We start from the raw sequence: 17,942 nt of genomic DNA, 5'->3' as shown, positions 1-17,942 counted from the left end.
TCAGTCACCGTCGTTGGCGTTGAAGCCCAACTGAATGTTAAGCGCCTTGGCCAATTCACCTTCATGCAGGCGGTGCACGACGTTGAGGCTGTCGTAGATCTGGTTGAGGGTCTGCTGACCTGCATCGTCGGCCAGTAGCTCGCCCAACGTTTTCTGGTTGTCAGCCAGCAACTTCAATGAATTGGCGTAGGCATCGTCTATCTTTTGCGCAAGCGCCTTCTGGTCGCCTGGCAGCAGCCCGCGCAGCCCTTTATTGTCCACACCCACCCACACCGCCTGGGCCGCCTTGAGGCTGGCCTGGAGGCTATTCATGGAGTTGTGGCTACGCCAGGCTTCCGCTTGCAGGGGCTGTGGGATGCCTTTGCTTTGCCGCCCCATGGGCGCACCCAGCTTCTTCTTCAGCGAGTCCAAAGCGGTTACCTGTGCACGCAGCAGGTCGGCGATGGCTTCGTGGGAATCGGCGTAGCGCTGGTTGGGGAACTTGGTCATCTGCGAGAGCATGCCCTCGGTGCTGTTCCAGCCCTTGAGGATTTCCTCGGCCAGCCCCTTCTGGTGCTCGGCGATGGCCACCAGCATCGGGCAGTAACGCGCCTTCTGCTCGGCCGTGGCGATGTCCGGCTTGCTGTCGAACAAGATGTATTCATAGGCTGACAAACCGCGGACCACAACGCTCGCTTTGGCGAGGGAGGCCGCATCGACAGGCTTGTCCCCATTGACCAATTGCTCGACCTGACGGCCGACCAGGTTCTTCTTGTCAGGCCAGAACTGTACCTGCCATGCACGGTTGCCCTCGGCCAGCGGGCCCACCAGCAAGGGTTGCAGCTCGGCCCAGGCCTTTTGCGCATTGAGGAAATCGGCACGCGCCTTTTCCAGGGTCTCCTTGCCTTCACAGAACGCCAGGGCGCTGGCGGCCAGCATGCGGTCGGCTTCGACCCAGCGGCTGTAGGTGGGCAGGATCACCTGCTTGGCGATGGCCGCGGAGGTGACGGCCTGCGGATCCTGCGGGGAGCAGGCGCCAAGGGCCAGGGCAGCGAGGCTGGTAAACAACAGTTTGGGTCGGAACATGGCCGGCTCCTGTGCATGTTTAAAGTGAGTTCAAAAACGCCAGCAGGGCAGCGCGCTGCTCGGCATCGAATGTAAGGACGAAATCGCGTGCTGCCTGCGCTTCGCCGCCGTGCCACAGCACCGCTTCGAGCAGGTTGCGCGCGCGTCCGTCATGCAGAAACTGCGAGTGACCGCTGACCGTTTCGCTCAGGCCGATTCCCCAAAGCGGGGCCGTGCGCCAGTCCTGGCCGTTGGCGGCAAATTCGGTTCGTTCATCGGCAAGGCCGGGGCCCATGTCATGCAGCAGCAGATCGGTATAGGGCCGGATGGTCTGGCCGGCAAGTTCCGGCTCGGCGGCATCGCTGGCGGTGGTGAACTGAGGGATGTGACAACCCTGGCATCCGGCCTCATAGAACAGGTTCTTGCCTGCCAGCACTTGGGGGTTGGCCACATCCCGACGGGCCGGCACGGCCAGGTTGCGGGTATAGAAGGTGACCAGGCGCAGGATGTTGTCACTGACTTCCTTTTCGCCTGCCACGCCGTCGCCATTGGGCGCGGCGCGGCATTCGACCTGAGCCTGGGTGCAGTCGTCGTTGGGCTGCAATGTCGTCGTCAGGCCCATGTCGCCGGCGAACGCATGCGCGTTCTGTTGGTTCACAGTGGGCTGGCCCGCTTTCCACCCAAAGCGGCCGACAACCGTGCGCCCCAACGCATCGTCCCACACGCGGTTGGCGCGCCCCCGAATCCCGTCGCGATTGCGGTCGTCCGGGTCTTCGTTGGCCAATACGTCAGCCTCGGGGATCGCCTCGAGCAGGCCCAGGCCGATCATCGGTGGCGCCACGCGGGCCGAAAAGCGCGTGTCCGGGTGCATGGCCCCGTAGCCCAGCTGGGTGATCTGCAACGCCGGCATGCGCAGCTCGACCTGATGGCCATCCTTGAACGAGACCGTCTGCGCGGTGTAGGTCATGCGCACCTTGCCTTCAGGCGCTACGCCAGGGATGGCCATGTCCTGAAGCTGAGTGCCGTATACAGGTTCTGGTACCACCCCCAGCCGTTCGATGACCTTGGCCAGGTAGGGTTGGTCAGGTATCGACAGGCGTACGAGCATGCCGACCGCATTGCTGGCATTTGCCGCGGGTGGGTGGCCGCGCCCGTCGCGCACATGGCAGTTCTGGCAAGCGTTGGTATTGAACAAGGGGCCCAGGCCGTCGCGCGCCGTGGTGGTGGAGGGGGCGATGACCCAAGGGTTGCGAAAGAAGCTGTTGCCTACTGCAAAGTCCAGGCGCCGCTCATGGGAGAGGTTGGCGGCGGGCAGCGAATAGGCATTGCGGTCACTGCGCAACACGGTCGTCTTGCCACCTGACAGCGCTTCGCCCGGCTCGGCCTGGGTGAAACGCGGGGCGTCGTCACAGGCGGCGAGGGCAAAGACCAGCAGCAGAGGGGCAAGTCGGAACAGCGGCAGGGACATGCAGAATCCTGGGCCTGAACGAAAATCCGGCGTGCAAGCTTATCAGGCCCAGGATCATTGAATAAGAGCAATTTGCGTTTGCTGGATGAAATCGTCGGAGCAGGTGCTCAGGCCATCAAGAGTTTGAACTGGCGGTTGACCAGGCTGACGATGAGGTTCTTGCTACCGCCTTCGCGGTTATCGCCCGGGACCTCCATCACTTCCTCGCTGGCATATTCCATGGACGAGGCGGTCAGGTATTTGACCGCATCCTTGTGGGCGGGCTGCCAGTAATCCTGAAAAAGCCAGATGTTGGCCTCTGCACCTGGCCCCAGAATCAAGCGCAGCGCTTTGTAGTTCTCTTCGGATTTACCGATCCAAGGCACCGCGAGCGAGCCGTTCCAGACGTGCTGGGCGCCAATTGCCAGGCTTTGGCTGCGGTTCTCTCCATCGATCAGTGTCAGGGTATAAGGCGTGTTGTTGGCAATGGAACGCAGGTAGGTAACGCTGGCCATGGTGTATCTCCTTTATGGGTGAGTGCTCGGACGTGGCAGGGGGCCGCTCGGGGCGCGGTATACGTAGGCCGCGAGCAATGTGATTTCATTGAAGGGCGGTTCGAGTGCGGCTGGGTCGAAGCGACCCAAAGGTTGCAGACCATGCGCGTAGGCCACGGCTTCGAATAGTCGTCGGTCGGTTTCGTTGGGGTCGTACAGGTAGACCTTGCCTAACCCTGCCAATACACGGCACATCTCCTCGGCCACCGTGTGGGTGATCGGCGCGCCCATGAGGGTGACATGGGGAACGGAATGGTCGTCGATCGGGAACTTGGGCGCGTCGTACTCGTACACCAGGATCAGGTTGGGGATCGGCCCGCCTGCAAACGGGCCGTTGGAGATACGCTGGCCGGCTTTGTTGAGGTTGTAGGCATTGTGAAATCCTGTGATCAGGTTCGTGCCTTCAATGCGCTGCACGATCCGGCCCTCTCCCCAAACATCGAGAATCTGCAGCATTGGCTGCCTCCCTGTTGGCGATTGAATGATGCGTGCAGAGTGGGCGATGGGCGGCCTGCCAGGCAGCAGGAAACGGTGCCGCAGACATGAAAACGCCCGGCTCAAGGCCGGGCGTCGGGTGCCGCACCAGGGTGGGATCAGAACTCGTGGTCGGCTGTGTCGGGGTTCAGGTTGTCGATGCCCAGTTTGCCGGCGGCCTGTTCGATGGCACCGGTCTGCTTGACCAGGGCTGCAATCGCATCACGCACGATCTGGTTGCCGGCGGCGTTGTCGGCGGCGATCAGTTGGTCATAGTGCTCGCCTTTGAGGGCGTGGTCGACGATCACCTGGATCTTCGCTTCGGTGGCTTCCAGGTCTGCCCGCAGGGTCGCATCGGCAGCAGGGTCGGCCTTGGCCACCAGTGACGACAGGCTAGGCCCGGTCAGCTTGGTACCATCAGGGCGGGTGTACTCGCCCAGGTAGACATTGCGAATGCCCTTGGCGTCGTAGAAATGCGAGTAGTGGGTGTTGTCGCTGAAGCAGTCGTGTTCGTCCTCGGGCGAGTTCGCCTCCAGGGACACCTTCATGCGCTCGCCAGCCAGCTCACCGAGCGACAGGCTGCCCATGCCGAACAGCATCTTGCGCAAGCCGTCGGTGGCAGGCTCGGCTTCGAGCTTGGCGCGATAGTTGTCGGCCACGTTCGGCGCCCAGTTGGCCACCATCTCGTCAAGGTCGGCGACCAGAAGGTCGGTGACAGCCTTGAGATAGGCGCGGCGGCGGTCGTTGTGGCCACCCGTGGCGCCCTCGCCTTCGAGGTAGTCCGACGCCGGACGATTACCCGCACCTGGGCCGGTACCGTTCAGGTCCTGGCCCCACAGCAGGAATTCGATGGCGTGGTAGCCGGTGGCGACGTTGGCTTCGGAGCCGCCCAGTTCGTTGAGGCTGGCCAACTTCTCGGGGGTGATGTCCTTGACGTCGATTTTCTCTTCGCCCACCTGGATCTCGGTGTTGCCGATGATGTTGGCGCTGGCTGCCGGGTTACCCAGGGCGTGCTCGTAGCTGGCGTCGACGTAGTCGATCAGGCCTTCGTCCAGGGGCCAGGCGTTCACCTGGCCTTCCCAGTCGTCGATGATGGTGTTGCCGAAGCGGAACACTTCGCTTTGCAGGTAAGGCACGCGCGCAGCGACCCAGGCGTCCCTGGCGGCCTTGAGCGTCTGATCGTTGGGCGTGGCGAGGAATGCGTCGACGGCGGCCTGCAGGGTCTTGGCGGTGCTCAGCGAGTCGCTGTACACGGCATGGACCATCTCGGCGTAGTGCTTGACCACGGCCTTGGCAGCGGCTTCGTCGACAGCCCCTGGCGTTGCTGCAGGGGTGCTGGCGGCAGCGGGAGCCTGGGCTTGCGGCGCGGCGGCCTTTTCGTCCTTGCCTTCACCGCAACCGGCGAGAGCGATGGCAATGGCCAGCAGACTGGCAGAGGCCAGGGGCATTCGAATCATTGTTGGTTTCCTGCGTCGTGTGGTTGGACCGTGGGTGAATCGTGCGCGATGGCACGCTGAACCGACACATCATGCGAAAGATTTGCATTTGCTGTAAAGGGTCCAGCCTGCGATTCATGTAAAAGCAGGTCACGGCGTGTCACGTGTGCACTCAGAGCACGGAAACCTGATTACGCTGGGCCTGCCTGAGGAAGCTGGTCAGTTCCCGGGCCGACAGCGGCTTGCTGTAGTGATAGCCCTGGCCCTCGTGGCAGCCTTGGGCAATGATGTAGGCTTCCTGTTCGGCGGTTTCCACGCCTTCGGCAATGACCTGCATGCCCAGGCTTTTGCCCAACTGAATGATGGCGCGCACGATGGTCGCGTCATCGTCGTCATCGAGCAGGTCCTGCACGAAGCTCTTGTCGATCTTGATCTTGTCCAAGGGCAAGGACTTGAGGTAGCTCAAAGACGAGTACCCGGTACCGAAGTCGTCGATGGCGATCAGGGCGCCCGAACGCCGCAAGCTCAGCAAGTGCTGGGCCGCAGTACTGATGTCCTCCATCAGGCCGGTTTCGGTCACCTCCAGTTCCAGGCTGCGCGGAGGCAGGCGATAGGCCTGAAGCAAATTGTTCACCACCCGCGGCAGTTCGCTGTGGTGAAGTTGCACGGTGGACAGGTTGACCGCCATGCGCAGCTCGCTGAAGCCCAGGTCGTGCCATTCGCGCAACTGCCGGCAGGCCTGATCCAGCACCCACTCGCCGATCCCGATGATGCTGCCGTTCTGCTCGGCCAGCGGTATGAACTGATCGGGCGGCACCATGCCCAGTTCCGGATGCTGCCAGCGCAGCAACGCCTCGACCCCTACAACGCGATGATCGCGATAGCTGATCTGGGGTTGATAGACCAGGTACAGCTGGTTGCGTGGCAGGGCCTCGCGCAGGTCCTTTTCCAGTTCGCGGCGCCGACGCATCTCAGTGTCCACGCTGGCGATGTAGAACTGGTAGCGATTGCGTGAACGCGCCTTGGCCAAGGTCATGGTCTGCTCGGCTTTTTGCAGGAGCTTCTCGGTGCTGTCGCCGTCTTCCGGGAACAGGGTGATGCCAATGGTGGCGCGCAGGCGGATCTGCTGGTGGTGGTCCAGGTCGAAGGGCACCTCCAGATCATCGAGGATGCTTTGTGCAAGCTCTGCCGCTTCGTAGGGCTGTTCGATGTTGGCCTGCACCAGGGCGAACTGGTCGCCCCCCAGCCGCGCCAGCGCGCCCAAGCGTCCGCTGTGGGCCCTCAGACGATCGGCCAGGGCCAGCAGCAGCTGATCGCCGACCTGATAGGTGAACTGCTCGTTGATGCCCTTGAAGTCGTCAAGGCCTACACAGAGCACGGCCACCCGATGTTGCAGGCGCCCACCGTCCACCAGGATCTTGTCCAGTTGCTGCTGCAGTTGCTGGCGATTGGGCAGGCCGGTGAGGAAGTCGTACTGGGCCATGCGCTGCAGACTGTTCTCGGCCTCATGGCGCAGATGGGTATTGCGTTCGATCGATGCCAGCAACTGGTTGGCGGTGTTCACCCAAAGGCCCAGCTCGTTCTTTTCATGGCCCTTTATCAGTGGGATCTGATGCTGGCTGGGGCGGTCTGGATTGATCTGGGTGAGGTGTTCGATGATTTTGGAGAGTGGCTTGGTCAACAGCCAGTGGTAGACCAGGTACAGCACCAGCCCCATGGCAAGCGCCCGAAGCACGCCGGAGATGAAGATGATCACGGCGTTGATCAGAAAGTCTTCGCCATAGGCGGCCGTGTCGAGGGTGATGTTGAGGTCGCCGTAATATTCACTGTAGGGCCCCCGGCCTACCAGCTGCGTGGTGTAGGTACGCTCCTGGCCAAGAATCAGATCGGTGAGCCAGCGCAGGGGCATGTCCTGCAATGGCCTGGACTTTTCTGCCAGCATGGTTTCGTTGGGGTGACCGATGGAGGCCATTCGCACCGATTCGTCCTGAAACAGACCTTCCATGACCTGCATGCCCATTTCACGGTCCAGGCTGTAGACCGCCTGTGTAGAAGGATCGCGGAACATGTCAAGAATGCGCTGGGCGTCATTGTTGACGGCCTGGCGGGTCTTGTAGGTGTCATAGACGATTTGCGCACAGCTGAGCACGACGCCGACCGCTAGCGCCGCCAGGAGCACGACCCTGAGCAACTTGACCGACAAGCTGTTACGCAATTCCAGCTTCAATGGAGGTTCCTTAATCCATGCAAATGACATTATTTTGCCATCAATCATGACCTTTCACTACGGGACGGTCATTAGCAGTGTATCGGTTGAAGCCCTGGGTAACTTGAGTGGGGCGTCGTCAAGAAACCGGAAATTTGATGTTAGCGCGCTATGCACGCTGAGCAAGTGCGGCATCGTCCAGTAGCAGGCATGAAAAAGCCCGGCACGTGGCCGGGCTTCGAGAACAGTGCTGGACTCAGGCCTTGAAGGTCTTGCCTTCGAACTGCTCAGCCACGAAGGCCCAGTTGACCAGGTTCCAGAACGCCTCGACATACTTTGGACGCAGGTTGCGGTAGTCGATGTAGTAGGCGTGTTCCCAGACATCGCAGGTCAGCAGCGGGGTATCGCCGCTGGTCAGCGGGTTGCCGGCACCGATGGTGCTGGCCAGCGCCAGGGAACCATCCGCTTTCTTGACCAGCCAGCCCCAGCCGGAACCGAAGGTGCCGACGGACGTCTTGGTGAACTCTTCCTTGAACTTGTCGAAGGAACCGAAAGCGGTGTTGATGGCTTCTGCCAGGGCGCCGGTCGGCTGGCCGCCGCCGTTTGGCGACAGGCAGTTCCAGTAGAAGGTGTGGTTCCACACTTGAGCGGCGTTGTTGAAGATGCCACCCGACGAAGAGGTGACGATCTCTTCCAGGGTCTTGCCTTCGAATTCGGTGCCCGGTACCAGGTTGTTCAGGTTCACGACATAGGTGTTGTGGTGCTTGTCGTGGTGATACTCCAGGGTTTCCTTGGAGATGTGCGGCTGCAGGGCATCGTGGGCGTAGGGCAGCGGCGGCAATTCAAAAGCCATGGTAGATCTCCTGATTCAGGTCTAGTTCGCGGTTTGCGCAGGGCCGATCACGGGCGGCCCTATGTGCGTCGGCGAGTTTGTACTCTTTGCGACGCAAGGGCTGGATCATAGCACCAAGCCTTGGCGCATAACCACGCAACAAACATAGGGATTAGAGGTTCCAGGTGCCTTGGCGGGCAGCGACCGGTGGCGGTCGTTTCCAGGCAGGACGGGCAGGGACGTCGCGCGCTGGCACCCTGGGCTCGACTGATCAGTTGAAGATCAGTTGCGCTGCCACGGCAAACATCATCACGGCCACCATCAGGTCCAGCAGACGCCAGGTGCCTGGCCGTGCCAGCCAGGGAGCCAACCATGCCGCCCCGATCGCCAGGGTCGAGAACCATACCAGCGAGGCGCTGGCAGCCCCCGCCACGTAGGCCCCTGGCGCCGTCTGCTGGGCCCCGAGCGAGCCGATCAGCAGCACAGTGTCAAGATAGACGTGGGGGTTGAGCAAGGTGACCGCCAGGGCACTGAGCAGCACGGCCCGCCGTGAACGCATGCCCTGGCCCTGCTGGTGCTGCAGGCTCTGGTCGGAGAAGGCACTGCGCAGGGCTTTGATCCCGTACCAGATGAGGAATACCGCGCCCCCCCAGCGGGCAACGCTCAGCAGCGTCGGATTATGGGCCAAGGCCGTGGCAAGACCGAACACACCTGCGGCGACCAACAGGGCATCACACAGGATGCACAGCGCCGCTACCGGCAAGTGATGCTCGCGGCGCAAGCTTTGCGCCAGAACGAATGCGTTCTGCGTGCCAATGGCCATGATCAGGCCCAGGGCGACCAGTAGGCCATTGAGATAACTCTGCCACATGGAAGACGACTCCTCGAAAGATGCTGGCCAGTGTGACAAGTTGCGGGTTATAAGAAAAATCAATAAAGCTCACCGGTCATTAGGAAAATCGATGTTCGACTACAAGTTGCTCGCGGCCCTCGCTGCCGTCGTCGAGCAAGGCGGCTTCGAGCGTGCAGCGCAGGTGCTGGGCCTGTCCCAATCGGCCGTGTCGCAGCGCATCAAGTTGCTGGAGGCGCGCGTGGGGCAGCCGGTACTGGTTCGCATTGCTCCGCCTGGCCCGACGGAGGTAGGCCGGCAATTGCTCAACCATGTGCAGCAGGTGCGCCTGCTTGAGCGCGACTTGCAGCGCCAGGTACCCGCGCTCGAAGAAGGGGGCATGCCGGAACGTCTGCGCATCGCGCTCAATGCTGATAGCCTGGCCACGTGGTGGGCCGGCGCAGTGGGGCAATTCTGTGCCGAGCACAAGGTGCTTACCGATCTGGTAGTCGAGGACCAGGAAGTAGGTCTCAAGCGCATGCGCGCCGGTGACGTTGCCGCCTGCCTGTGCGGCAGCGAACGCCCAGTGGCCGGCGCCCGCAGCCTGGCCCTGGGGGCAATGCGTTATCGGGCATTGGCCAGCCCTGGCTTCATGAAGCAGCATTTTGCCCAAGGCTTCGATGCCTGCCGCCTGGCCCGCACGCCCGCAATCGTCTACGGCCCCGACGATTTTCTACAGCACCGCTACTTGGCCTCCTTAGGTATGCAGGACGGTTTTCTGCATCATTTGTGCCCCTCTTCCGAAGGCTTTTTGCGCATGACCGAAGCGGGGTTGGGTTGGGGGCTGGTGCCTGAATTGCAGGCCCGCGAGCAACTGGCCAGCGGCCAATTGGTGGAAATCTGCAGCGATACCCCGATCGATGTACCGTTGTACTGGCATCATTGGCGTAACGGCGGGCAACTGCTGGCACAGCTGACCGAACACCTGCGCCACAGCGCCCACCACTGGCTGGTGCCGTTGTAGCGCCGAAGGGCGTCAAAGGCTTCTGAACATCAGGCAAGGCGGAGTGTTACATGCGAATTCTGGTCACTGGCGCGAGTGGCTTCATCGGCGGGCGTTTCGCGCGGCTGGCCCTGGAGCGGGGGCTGGATGTGCGGGTCAGTGGCCGGCGTGCCGAAGGTGTGGAGCACCTGGTGCGGCGTGGCGCGCAGTTCATCCCTGGCGACCTTGGCGACGCGGAGTTGGCCCGGCGCCTTTGCCAGGGCGTCGAGGCCGTAGTGCATTGCGCCGGTGCTGTGGGGCACTGGGGGCCCTATCAGACGTTCGCCCAGGGCAACGTGATGGTCACCGAGAACGTCGTCGAAGGCTGCCTGAAGGAGCACGTACGTCGTCTTGTGCACCTGTCTTCGCCGTCGATCTACTTCAATGGTCGTTCACGCATGGCCATTGGCGAAGATCAGGTGCCCGGCCGGTTTGCCAATCACTACGCCAGGACCAAGTTCATTGCCGAGCAGAAGGTTTTCGGCGCCCAGGAGTTTGGCCTCGAAGTGTTGGCGCTGCGCCCACGTTTCGTCATCGGTGCAGGCGATACGAGCCTGCTGCCGCGGCTGGTGCACCTGCAACGCAAAGGCAGGCTGGCAATTATTGGCAACGGCTTGAACAAAGTTGACTTCACCAGTGTTCACAACCTGAACGAAGCGCTGTACAACGCAGTGTTCGCTGACGGGCGCGCGCTTGGGCAAGCGTACAACATCAGCAATGGCCAGCCCTTGCCGTTATGGGACGTGATCAACTATGTCCTGCGCCAGCTTCAGCTCCCCCAGGTCACCCGCTACCGAGGCTATGGGCTGGCCTACGGCCTGGCCGCGCTCAACGAGGCGGCGTGCGCCCTGTGGCCGGGGCGGCCGGAGCCTACGCTGTCACGCCTGGCCATGCAGGTGATGAGTCGCGATTTTACCCTGGACATCAGCCGCGCCAGTCAGTACCTGGGCTACCAGCCCACCACTAGCGTATGGGCGGCATTGGACGAATTCTGCACCTGGTGGAAACACCAGCCGCCTGGCCGGTAAGCGCTCACCGCGACGTCGGGCATCACCTGGCTGCGCGCGCGGTTTATAATCCCGCTTATTTGCAACCTCTGTGGTGGGATGCTCATGCGCTTTGATGCTCGCGATGATTTCGATGATGTACCGGCCTTGCGCGCAGGGACGCCGGATGACGACGATGAGTTGCTTGCGGCCCATGTCCCGCGCAGTCGCCGCCAAGCGGCCAGGCCACCGAGCACCGGCCCGTTGTGGGCGATGCTGGTGGCCGCGTTCATCGCCCTGGGTTGTCTAGGGTGGTGGAGCTATCGGCAGATCTCCCTGATGGAGCAGCAACTGGTCGCCACCCAGGAGAGCTTCGCGCGCATCAGCGAAGACGCGGCAGGGCGATTGCAGGCGATCAGCGGCAAGGTCGAAGCCAGCGCCTCGTCCAGCAACAGTGGCAGTGAAGCCCTCAAGCAGCAGATCAGCCAGTTGCAGGCCAGTCTGGCCGAACAGGGCAAGCAGCAGGCGGGTGTGGCGGGCCAGGCCGGGGACCTTGGCAAGCGCCTGGAGCAGGTCCTGGCCGACACCCGTGAACAGCAGAGGGCGGTGACCGAACTGCAAACGCAGTTGCAGGCGCAGTTGAAGGCGGTGAACGGCGAGTTGGCAGCGCTCAAGTCGGGCCAGGTCGATGGGGGCAAGCTCGACGGGCAACTCAAGAGCCTGAGCGAGGAAGTGGCGGCGCTGAAAAAACAAGGCAACCCCAAGGCCGCCATCGAAAGCCTGGAGCAGGATGTGCTGGTGCTCAAAAGCCAGCTGGACAACCGCCCCAATACCACGGCCGGCGGTGGCGCATCGGTGCAGGAGTTCGACGCGTTTCGTGGTCAGATGACCCGTAACCTGAACAACGTCCAGAGCCAGTTGCAGAACCTGCAACAGCAGATCAACGCCAAGCCTTGACCGGGAACGACAGGGGCCGGGTCCTGGCCCCTGTCTCAGGCCTTACAGGCGTGGGTAATCGATGTACCCCACCGGACCTTGGCCATAGAAGGTTTCCGGGTGAGCTTCGTTCAATGGCGCATCGCCAGCCAGGCGTGCAGGCAAGTCCGGGTTGGCGATGAACGGCACGCCAAAGGCCACGGCATCAGCCTTGCCATCAGCCAAGGCCGCATTGGCACTGGCCTTGTCAAAACCTTCGTTGACGATATAGACGCCGCCAAATGCTGCTTTGAGTGCAGGGCCAAGGCTGTCTTCGCGGTCACGCTCCCGTGAGCAGATGAAGGCAATGCCCCGCTTGCCCAACTCCCGCGCCACATACGTGAAGGTCTGGGCACGGTCGGCATCGCCCATGTCGTGGGCATCGGCGCGCGGCGCCAAGTGCATCCCGACGCGCTGCGCTCCCCATACCTGGACTACGGCGTCGGTGATCTCCAGCAGCAGGCGGGCCCGGTTTTCCAGCGAGCCGCCGTACGCGTCGGTACGCTGGTTGGTGCTGCTTTGCAGGAACTGGTCGAGCAGATAGCCGTTGGCGCCATGAATCTCGACGCCGTCAAAGCCTGCGGCCTTGGCGTTTTCGGCGCCCGTGCGGAAGGCCTCGACGATGTCGCTGATCTCTTCGGTATCCAGCGCCCGAGGCGTGGGGTAGTCGCTGAGCGGGCGAACCAGACTCACGTGCCCCTTGGGTTGGATGGCGCTGGGTGCGACCGGTAACTGGCCATCGAGGTAGCGTGGATGGGAAATGCGGCCCACATGCCACAGCTGCAAGAAGATTCGGCCGCCTGCGGCATGCACGGCATTGGTGACGTTGTTCCAGCCCCTCACCTGTTCAGCGCTCCATATGCCCGGCGTGTCCGGGTAGCCCACGCCCATGGGGCTGACCGAGGTCGCCTCGCTGATGATCAGGCCGGCACTGGCACGTTGCACGTAGTATTCGGCCATCAGTGCGTTCGGCACTCGGCCGGCGTCTGCGCGGCAGCGGGTGAGTGGGGCCATGATGATGCGATTGGGCAGTTCCAGGTCGCCCAGGGTGATTGGATCGAATAGCGTGGTCATGACGGATACCTGAGAGTCAAAGGGAGTCGCAAAGCTTTAAGTGTTCCGAACAGATAGCCAGACGGTATATCGCTCGGCGGCGATGCATTCCAGGCAAGTGATAGACTGGCGCCATGAATTATCTTGCACACCTTCACCTTGGGGGACCAGCCCCACAGCAGTTGCTGGGCAGCCTCTACGGGGACTTCGTCAAAGGCTCGCTGGAAGGGCGGTTCGCGCCGCAAATCGAAGCGTCCATCCGCCTGCACCGACACATCGACAGTTTCACCGACGCACACCCTGTCGTGCTGGCCTCCCTGGCGCGTTTTACGCAGGTGCGCCGCCGGTTTGCAGGGATTGCGCTGGACGTCTTCTTCGACCATTGCCTGGCGCGCCACTGGCCTGAATATGGGCGCCAGCCGCTGCGTCAGTTCACCCATGGGTTCTATCAGGTGCTGTTGGCCGAGCCCGCGCTGCCGGGCCGGTTGGCCCACATCGCGCCTTCCATGGCGCAGTCTGACTGGCTGGGCTCCTATGCTGACTTCGCCACGCTGGAGCAGGTGTTCGCCGGGATCGCCCGGCGCTTGTCACGGCCTGAAGGCTTGGCAGGGGTCATGGAGGAACTTGATCGCCTGTACGTGCCGTTGCTCGATGATTTCCGCGCGTTCTACCCGCTGGTACAAGCCTTCGCTGCCAGCCATCGGGCACAGGCCGGCCCGCTCGTTGATTGACTGATTTGCTGCGTGATTGGCGCCAGGGCGCTGCGTTCAGGCAGCGGTCGCACACGGCCTGTGAAGTACCGGTGGCTCTGTTGTGCCGTAGAGCGCCTGATGGATCGAACGCTGGGCCTGGAGCGCCAGCAGCGTGCGGCCCTTGCCATGACTTGTCAGTGGCTCGAGCAGGTGAATGCGCACTTGGCCGCGAGGTTGTGCCAGCAACCGCAGCAGGTGTGACACTAGATCGTCATCCCCCACGAAGGGCGCCAAGGAGTCGATCTGGCCCCGCCGCTGGTATTGGATTGCCACCGGTTGCACGGCGACGCCCTGGTCGATGGCTGCCGCCAACAGGCGCCCATGGAAGGTCCTGAGCTGGTGCCCGTCGGTGGTCGTGCCTTCGGGGAACAGCAGCAGGGGGTGGCCTGTGACCAACTGCTGGCCGATTTGCACGCGCAGCTGCTGGCCATCGCTGGCGCCGCGCCTGATGAACAGGGTGCCTGCCTGCTCGGCCAGCCACCCGGCAAGCGGCCAGTGCCGGACCTCTGCCTTGGACAGAAACGACATAGGCGCCAGCATGCCCAGCAGGGGGATGTCGGTCCAGGACACATGGTTGCCGACCCACAACATGGGCGTGCTAGGCAGCTTGCCCGTCACGCAGACTTCGAAGGGTAGCGCTGCGACCAGGCGCCGCATGAACAGCCGGGTCCAGCGTTGCCGGCGTTCGAGCGACGTTTCGATACCAAGGTGTATCCCGATGACGAGCAGGCTGGCCATCAGCAGCCCCAGCACCACCACCAGCAGCATGTGAACCAGGCGCCCCACCTGCCGAAGGCGGCCCCTCACACAGCGGCCTTGAAGTGACGGGCAGCGCCTCGCGCTTGAGCAGGATGAACACATCGGCGACCTGGAAGTCTTCATCCCAGCACGGTTCGCCACAGACTTTGGCGCCCAGGCGCATGTAGGCCTTGAGCAAGGCCGGCATCTGGGCGCTCACGTTATCCGGCAACGTCAGCGGCGGCAGCGGATTGCGGGGTTCGGCACGCAGGTCCAGGGTGCACAGGTGGCGTTCGCGCAGGCGTTGCATGACGGCATGCGCCTGCACCCCGCCGTCCTGCATCGAGATGCTGGCGCAACCCATCAGGTAGCGATAACCGCCTTCGTTGAGTACTTCGGCCAGCTCGCTCCAGAGCGTGGCAATGGTGCCCCCGTTGCGGTACGGCGCGGCCACGCAGGTGCGGCCTACTTCCAGGATGGGGCCCTGGAGTTGCAGCAGCCCCTGCAGGCTGAACCCCTCCTCGCTGTAGAAGCGGCCCAGGCTGCTGGCCGCCTCGTGGTCGAGCAGTCGCGTGGTGGCCACCAGCCGTCCGGTGGTGACATCGCGTACGCCGATATGGCGGCAGTGCGGGTCAAATTCGTCCTGGTCCAGGCCGTGCTCGGCACCCTTGAACCTTGCGTCGAACGCTTCGCTGAAGACCTGATAGCGCAGGGCCTGGGCCTCCTGCAACGCGGCGTGACCCATCAGGCGCTCGGCGTGCAGGCGGGGTCCGGTGCAGGTGTCGGCAACATGAGCGATTCGCGTCATTACGAGTCTCCATAAAACCAGCCATGCGAGGGTGGCCGGTAGGCTTTTATGTGCGCGTTCAGGCTAGAAACACGGGATGTCATGGCGATGAAGGTTCGATGATGCTTGCATGACCCGCCGGTTGGGCGTGGCGGCGAACGTGCTGGCGCTTGCTGTGCCAAAGACCTGCGCGGTAAGGTGAGTCGCCTGCATTTTCGAGACCCCTCATGCTCAAGTCACTCCGCCTATGGCCTGCACTGCTGCTTGCGTTGTGCCTGCCTGCACATGCCAATTGGCACCTTGACGGCGAGTCGTCTCGCCTGTCGTTCATCACCGGCACCAATGGCGAAGCGGCGCAGGTGCACCGCTTCCTGGTGCTGCATGGCACGGTGGACCGCAAGGGCGCCGCGAGCCTTCGTATCGAGATGGATTCGGTCAGCAGCGGCGTCCCGCTGCGTGATGAGCGCATGCGTGACGCGTTATTCGACGTCGCACGGTTTGCCGAAGCGACCGTGCAGGCGCAACTGGATCTGCGCCCGATCAACGACCTGGCCAACGGTGCGCAGATCGAGTTGCGCCTACCGCTGACGGTAACGTTGCACGGTCAGTCCCATCGCTACGACGCCTTGCTGTTGGCCACTCGCCTGGACGAGCGTCGGTTCCAGGTCGTCACCCTGGAGCCTCTGGTGCTGCGCGCCGAGGATTTCGGCCTGATGCCGGGGCTGCAAGCCCTGCGCAAGTTCGCCAACCTTACGGCAATCAACCCGTCCGTACCGGTCAATGCGGTACTGATCTTCACTGCGCGCTGACATGCCGGGCCCGGTCTTCCCCTGGCGGGATGGCAACCAGTTCGAGCTGCTGATCGATGGGCCACAATTCTTCCCCCGCATGCTGTCGGCCATTGAACATGCCCAGAAGCAGGTCGACCTGGAACTGTACCTGGTCGAGTCCGGGGCCTGCGCCGAGGCTGTGGTCCAGGTGCTGGAACAGACCGCCCGCCGCGGGGTGCGGGTGCGCTGCCTGTTCGATTATTACGGGTCGCTGGCCTTGAGCGCCAAGCTGCGGCAACGTCTGTTGGATGCCGGCGTTTACCTGCGCTGGTACAACCGGCTGCATTGGAAACGCGGGCTGCGCAACCTGTACCGCGACCATCGCAAGTTGCTGGTGGTCGACGAGCAGTGGGCGGTGGTGGGCGGTACCGGGGTTACCGATGAGTTCTGGCAACCGGGCCAGCCCAGCAGCGAATGGCACGAGGTGATGGTGCTGATGCAAGGCCCGGTGGTGAGCGACTGGCAATTGCTGTTCGATCGCCAGTGGCAGGCCAACCATCGCCGCACCGCCTGGCGCCCTGCCGAGGGCTTCGGCCTGCCGCGCCTGCCCAAGGTGCCCGCGCAAGGGCAGGGCATGGGCCGGGTGGCCTATGCCGACGCCCGCCAGCATCAGGACATCCTGCATTCGTTGGTACGTGCCCTCAACAGCGGCAAGCAGCGCATTTGGCTGGCCACGCCTTACTTTCTGCCGACCTGGAGCGTGCGTCGCTCGCTGCGCCGCGCAGCTGGCAAGGGCGTCGATGTGCGGTTGCTGCTCACCGGCCCGCGCACCGATCATCCTTCGGTACGGTATGCCGGTCACCGGTACTATCCACGCCTGCTGCGCGCTGGCGTGCGTATTTTCGAGTATCAGCCGTGCTTTCTGCACCTGAAGATGGTGGTGGTGGACGATTGGGTCAGCATCGGCTCCTGCAACTTCGACCATTGGAACCTGCGCTTCAATCTGGAGGCCAATATAGAAGCATTGGACCTGCCGCTGACGAGCGCGGTGGTCGAAAGTTTCGAGCGCGATTTTGCCCTGAGCGAGGAAGTTGACCTGGCGCATTGGAACGCCAGGCCGTTCTGGCGACGGGTCAAACAGCGCATCTGGGGATGGCTGGACCGGTTGGTGGCCAACGTGCTCGACCGGCGCGACTGAGCGCAGCTATCGTGCAATGACGGTTCACAGGCAATCGAGGGAGTGGATGCGATGACGGCTAAGAAGATACTCATGCTGGTGGGCGATTACGTCGAGGACTACGAGGTCATGGTGCCCTTCCAGGCGCTGGGCATGGTCGGGCATACCGTGCACGCCGTGTGCCCGGAAAAGGTGGCGGGCCAGACCGTGCGCACGGCTATCCACGACTTCGAAGGCGACCAGACCTACAGTGAGAAGCCGGGGCACCAGTTTGCCCTGAACCAGGACTTCGTCCGGGCCCGCGCCGAAAGTTACGATGCACTGGTGATCCCGGGCGGGCGTGCCCCGGAATACCTGCGCCTGAACGAGAAAGTGCTCGACCTGGTGCGAGCGTTCGACCAGGCAGGCAAGCCCATCGCCGCCGTGTGCCATGGCGCCCAGTTGCTGGCCGCTGCCGGGGTGCTCCAAGGCCGGGAGTGCAGTGCGTACCCGGCCTGCGCGCCCGAAGTGCGCTTGGCCGGCGGCATCTATATCGACATTGCGGTGGACCAGGCCCATGTGGACGGTAACCTGGTCACCGCGCCCGCCTGGCCGGCACACCCTGCGTGGTTGGCGGCGTTTTTGAAGGTGTTAGGCACCCGTATTCTCTGACCCAGCCGGCCGATCAGCCCATGGGTCAGCCGACTTGCTCGACCCAATCGTTGAGGTTGTAGTAGTTGGTTACGCGGGCGATCTTGCCGCAATGGATATAGAAGAACGCGCCGGCCGATCAGCCCATGGGTCAGCCGACTTGCTCGACCCAATCGTTGAGGTTGTAGTAGTTGGTTACGCGGGCGATCT

At 62.9% G+C, this 17,942-nt stretch carries 17 protein-coding genes and 1 pseudogene; 7 read left to right on the top strand and 11 right to left on the bottom strand.

Translation table 11 applies throughout. The features are described 5' to 3' along the window. From FS767_RS08475 to FS767_RS08440, 8 genes are all read right to left on the bottom strand, one after another. Positions 1-1,065 (bottom strand): imelysin family protein, encoded by a 1,065-nt coding sequence (locus FS767_RS08475; protein ID WP_058637143.1) that lies wholly within the window; start codon positions 1,063-1,065, stop codon positions 1-3. Positions 1,066-1,084: 19 nt separating this feature from the next. Next, positions 1,085-2,512, bottom strand: coding sequence for a di-heme oxidoredictase family protein (locus tag FS767_RS08470; RefSeq protein ID WP_144964851.1), 1,428 nt, complete (start codon positions 2,510-2,512; stop codon positions 1,085-1,087). Between the two features lie 107 nt (positions 2,513-2,619). Then, positions 2,620-3,006, bottom strand: coding sequence for a hypothetical protein (locus FS767_RS08465; protein WP_144964850.1), 387 nt, complete (start codon positions 3,004-3,006; stop codon positions 2,620-2,622). A 12-nt stretch (positions 3,007-3,018) separates the two neighbouring features. Continuing rightward, entirely contained in the window at positions 3,019-3,501 is a 483-nt protein-coding gene (locus FS767_RS08460) for a hypothetical protein (RefSeq protein ID WP_144964849.1), read from the bottom strand. 137 nt (positions 3,502-3,638) lie between these two features. Then, the gene (locus FS767_RS08455) at positions 3,639-4,976 is read right to left on the bottom strand and encodes an imelysin family protein (protein WP_144964848.1); all 1,338 of its coding nucleotides are present in this window, start codon (positions 4,974-4,976) and stop codon (positions 3,639-3,641) included. A 151-nt stretch (positions 4,977-5,127) separates the two neighbouring features. After that, entirely contained in the window at positions 5,128-7,182 is a 2,055-nt protein-coding gene (locus tag FS767_RS08450; RefSeq protein WP_167338512.1) for a bifunctional diguanylate cyclase/phosphodiesterase, read from the bottom strand. Between the two features lie 235 nt (positions 7,183-7,417). Continuing rightward, positions 7,418-8,014, bottom strand: a complete 597-nt coding sequence (locus tag FS767_RS08445; protein ID WP_023534404.1) for a superoxide dismutase — start codon at positions 8,012-8,014, stop codon at positions 7,418-7,420. 250 nt (positions 8,015-8,264) lie between these two features. Then, positions 8,265-8,864: a LysE/ArgO family amino acid transporter gene (locus tag FS767_RS08440; RefSeq protein ID WP_144964847.1), complete on the bottom strand. Its 600-nt coding sequence runs from the start codon at positions 8,862-8,864 to the stop codon at positions 8,265-8,267. Positions 8,865-8,955: 91 nt separating this feature from the next. On the opposite strand from FS767_RS08440, the gene FS767_RS08435 reads away from it, so the two are divergent. The 3 genes from FS767_RS08435 (at position 8,956) to FS767_RS08425 (ending at position 11,807) form a co-directional block, all read left to right on the top strand. Beyond that, positions 8,956-9,846: a LysR family transcriptional regulator ArgP gene (locus FS767_RS08435; protein WP_144964846.1), complete on the top strand. Its 891-nt coding sequence runs from the start codon at positions 8,956-8,958 to the stop codon at positions 9,844-9,846. Between the two features lie 50 nt (positions 9,847-9,896). Then, entirely contained in the window at positions 9,897-10,892 is a 996-nt protein-coding gene (locus FS767_RS08430) for an NAD(P)-dependent oxidoreductase (RefSeq protein ID WP_144964845.1), read from the top strand. A gap of 84 nt (positions 10,893-10,976) precedes the next feature. Beyond that, a complete protein-coding gene (locus FS767_RS08425; protein WP_144964844.1) occupies positions 10,977-11,807 on the top strand; it encodes an ATPase in 831 nt (276 codons plus the stop codon). Between the two features lie 42 nt (positions 11,808-11,849). Here the strand turns inward: FS767_RS08425 and FS767_RS08420 are convergent, their stop codons facing one another. After that, complete coding sequence (locus tag FS767_RS08420) at positions 11,850-12,899, bottom strand: alkene reductase (protein ID WP_144964843.1); 1,050 nt, start codon at positions 12,897-12,899, stop codon at positions 11,850-11,852. A 113-nt stretch (positions 12,900-13,012) separates the two neighbouring features. Here FS767_RS08420 and FS767_RS08415 point away from each other — a divergent pair, with 113 nt between their 5' ends. After that, on the top strand, positions 13,013-13,609 hold the full coding sequence (locus tag FS767_RS08415) for an ACP phosphodiesterase (RefSeq protein WP_144964842.1): 597 nt from the start codon (positions 13,013-13,015) through the stop codon (positions 13,607-13,609). A 36-nt stretch (positions 13,610-13,645) separates the two neighbouring features. Here the strand turns inward: FS767_RS08415 and FS767_RS08410 are convergent, their stop codons facing one another. Both FS767_RS08410 and FS767_RS08405 read right to left on the bottom strand, forming a co-directional pair. Then, complete coding sequence (locus tag FS767_RS08410; protein WP_144964913.1) at positions 13,646-14,398, bottom strand: 1-acyl-sn-glycerol-3-phosphate acyltransferase; 753 nt, start codon at positions 14,396-14,398, stop codon at positions 13,646-13,648. Between the two features lie 35 nt (positions 14,399-14,433). Next, positions 14,434-15,176, bottom strand: a pseudogene (locus FS767_RS08405) (GNAT family N-acetyltransferase). Between the two features lie 206 nt (positions 15,177-15,382). Here FS767_RS08405 and FS767_RS08400 point away from each other — a divergent pair. Genes FS767_RS08400 through FS767_RS08390 form a run of 3 tightly spaced genes read left to right on the top strand, consistent with a single transcriptional unit; the run spans position 15,383 to position 17,753 of the window. Beyond that, the gene (locus FS767_RS08400) at positions 15,383-15,964 is read left to right on the top strand and encodes a YceI family protein (protein ID WP_058603260.1); all 582 of its coding nucleotides are present in this window, start codon (positions 15,383-15,385) and stop codon (positions 15,962-15,964) included. 1 nt (position 15,965) lies between these two features. Beyond that, the gene (locus tag FS767_RS08395; RefSeq protein WP_144964841.1) at positions 15,966-17,123 is read left to right on the top strand and encodes a phosphatidylserine/phosphatidylglycerophosphate/cardiolipin synthase family protein; all 1,158 of its coding nucleotides are present in this window, start codon (positions 15,966-15,968) and stop codon (positions 17,121-17,123) included. A gap of 51 nt (positions 17,124-17,174) precedes the next feature. Next, positions 17,175-17,753, top strand: a complete 579-nt coding sequence (locus FS767_RS08390; RefSeq protein WP_144964840.1) for a DJ-1/PfpI family protein — start codon at positions 17,175-17,177, stop codon at positions 17,751-17,753. Positions 17,754-17,942 lie beyond the last annotated feature (189 nt).

Origin of the sequence: Pseudomonas sp. DE0010, from assembly GCF_007680745.1 — a bacterium.
GTDB classification, from domain to species: Bacteria; Pseudomonadota; Gammaproteobacteria; order Pseudomonadales; family Pseudomonadaceae; genus Aquipseudomonas; species Aquipseudomonas parafulva_B.
This window is presented reverse-complemented; position numbering and strand designations above follow the sequence as displayed.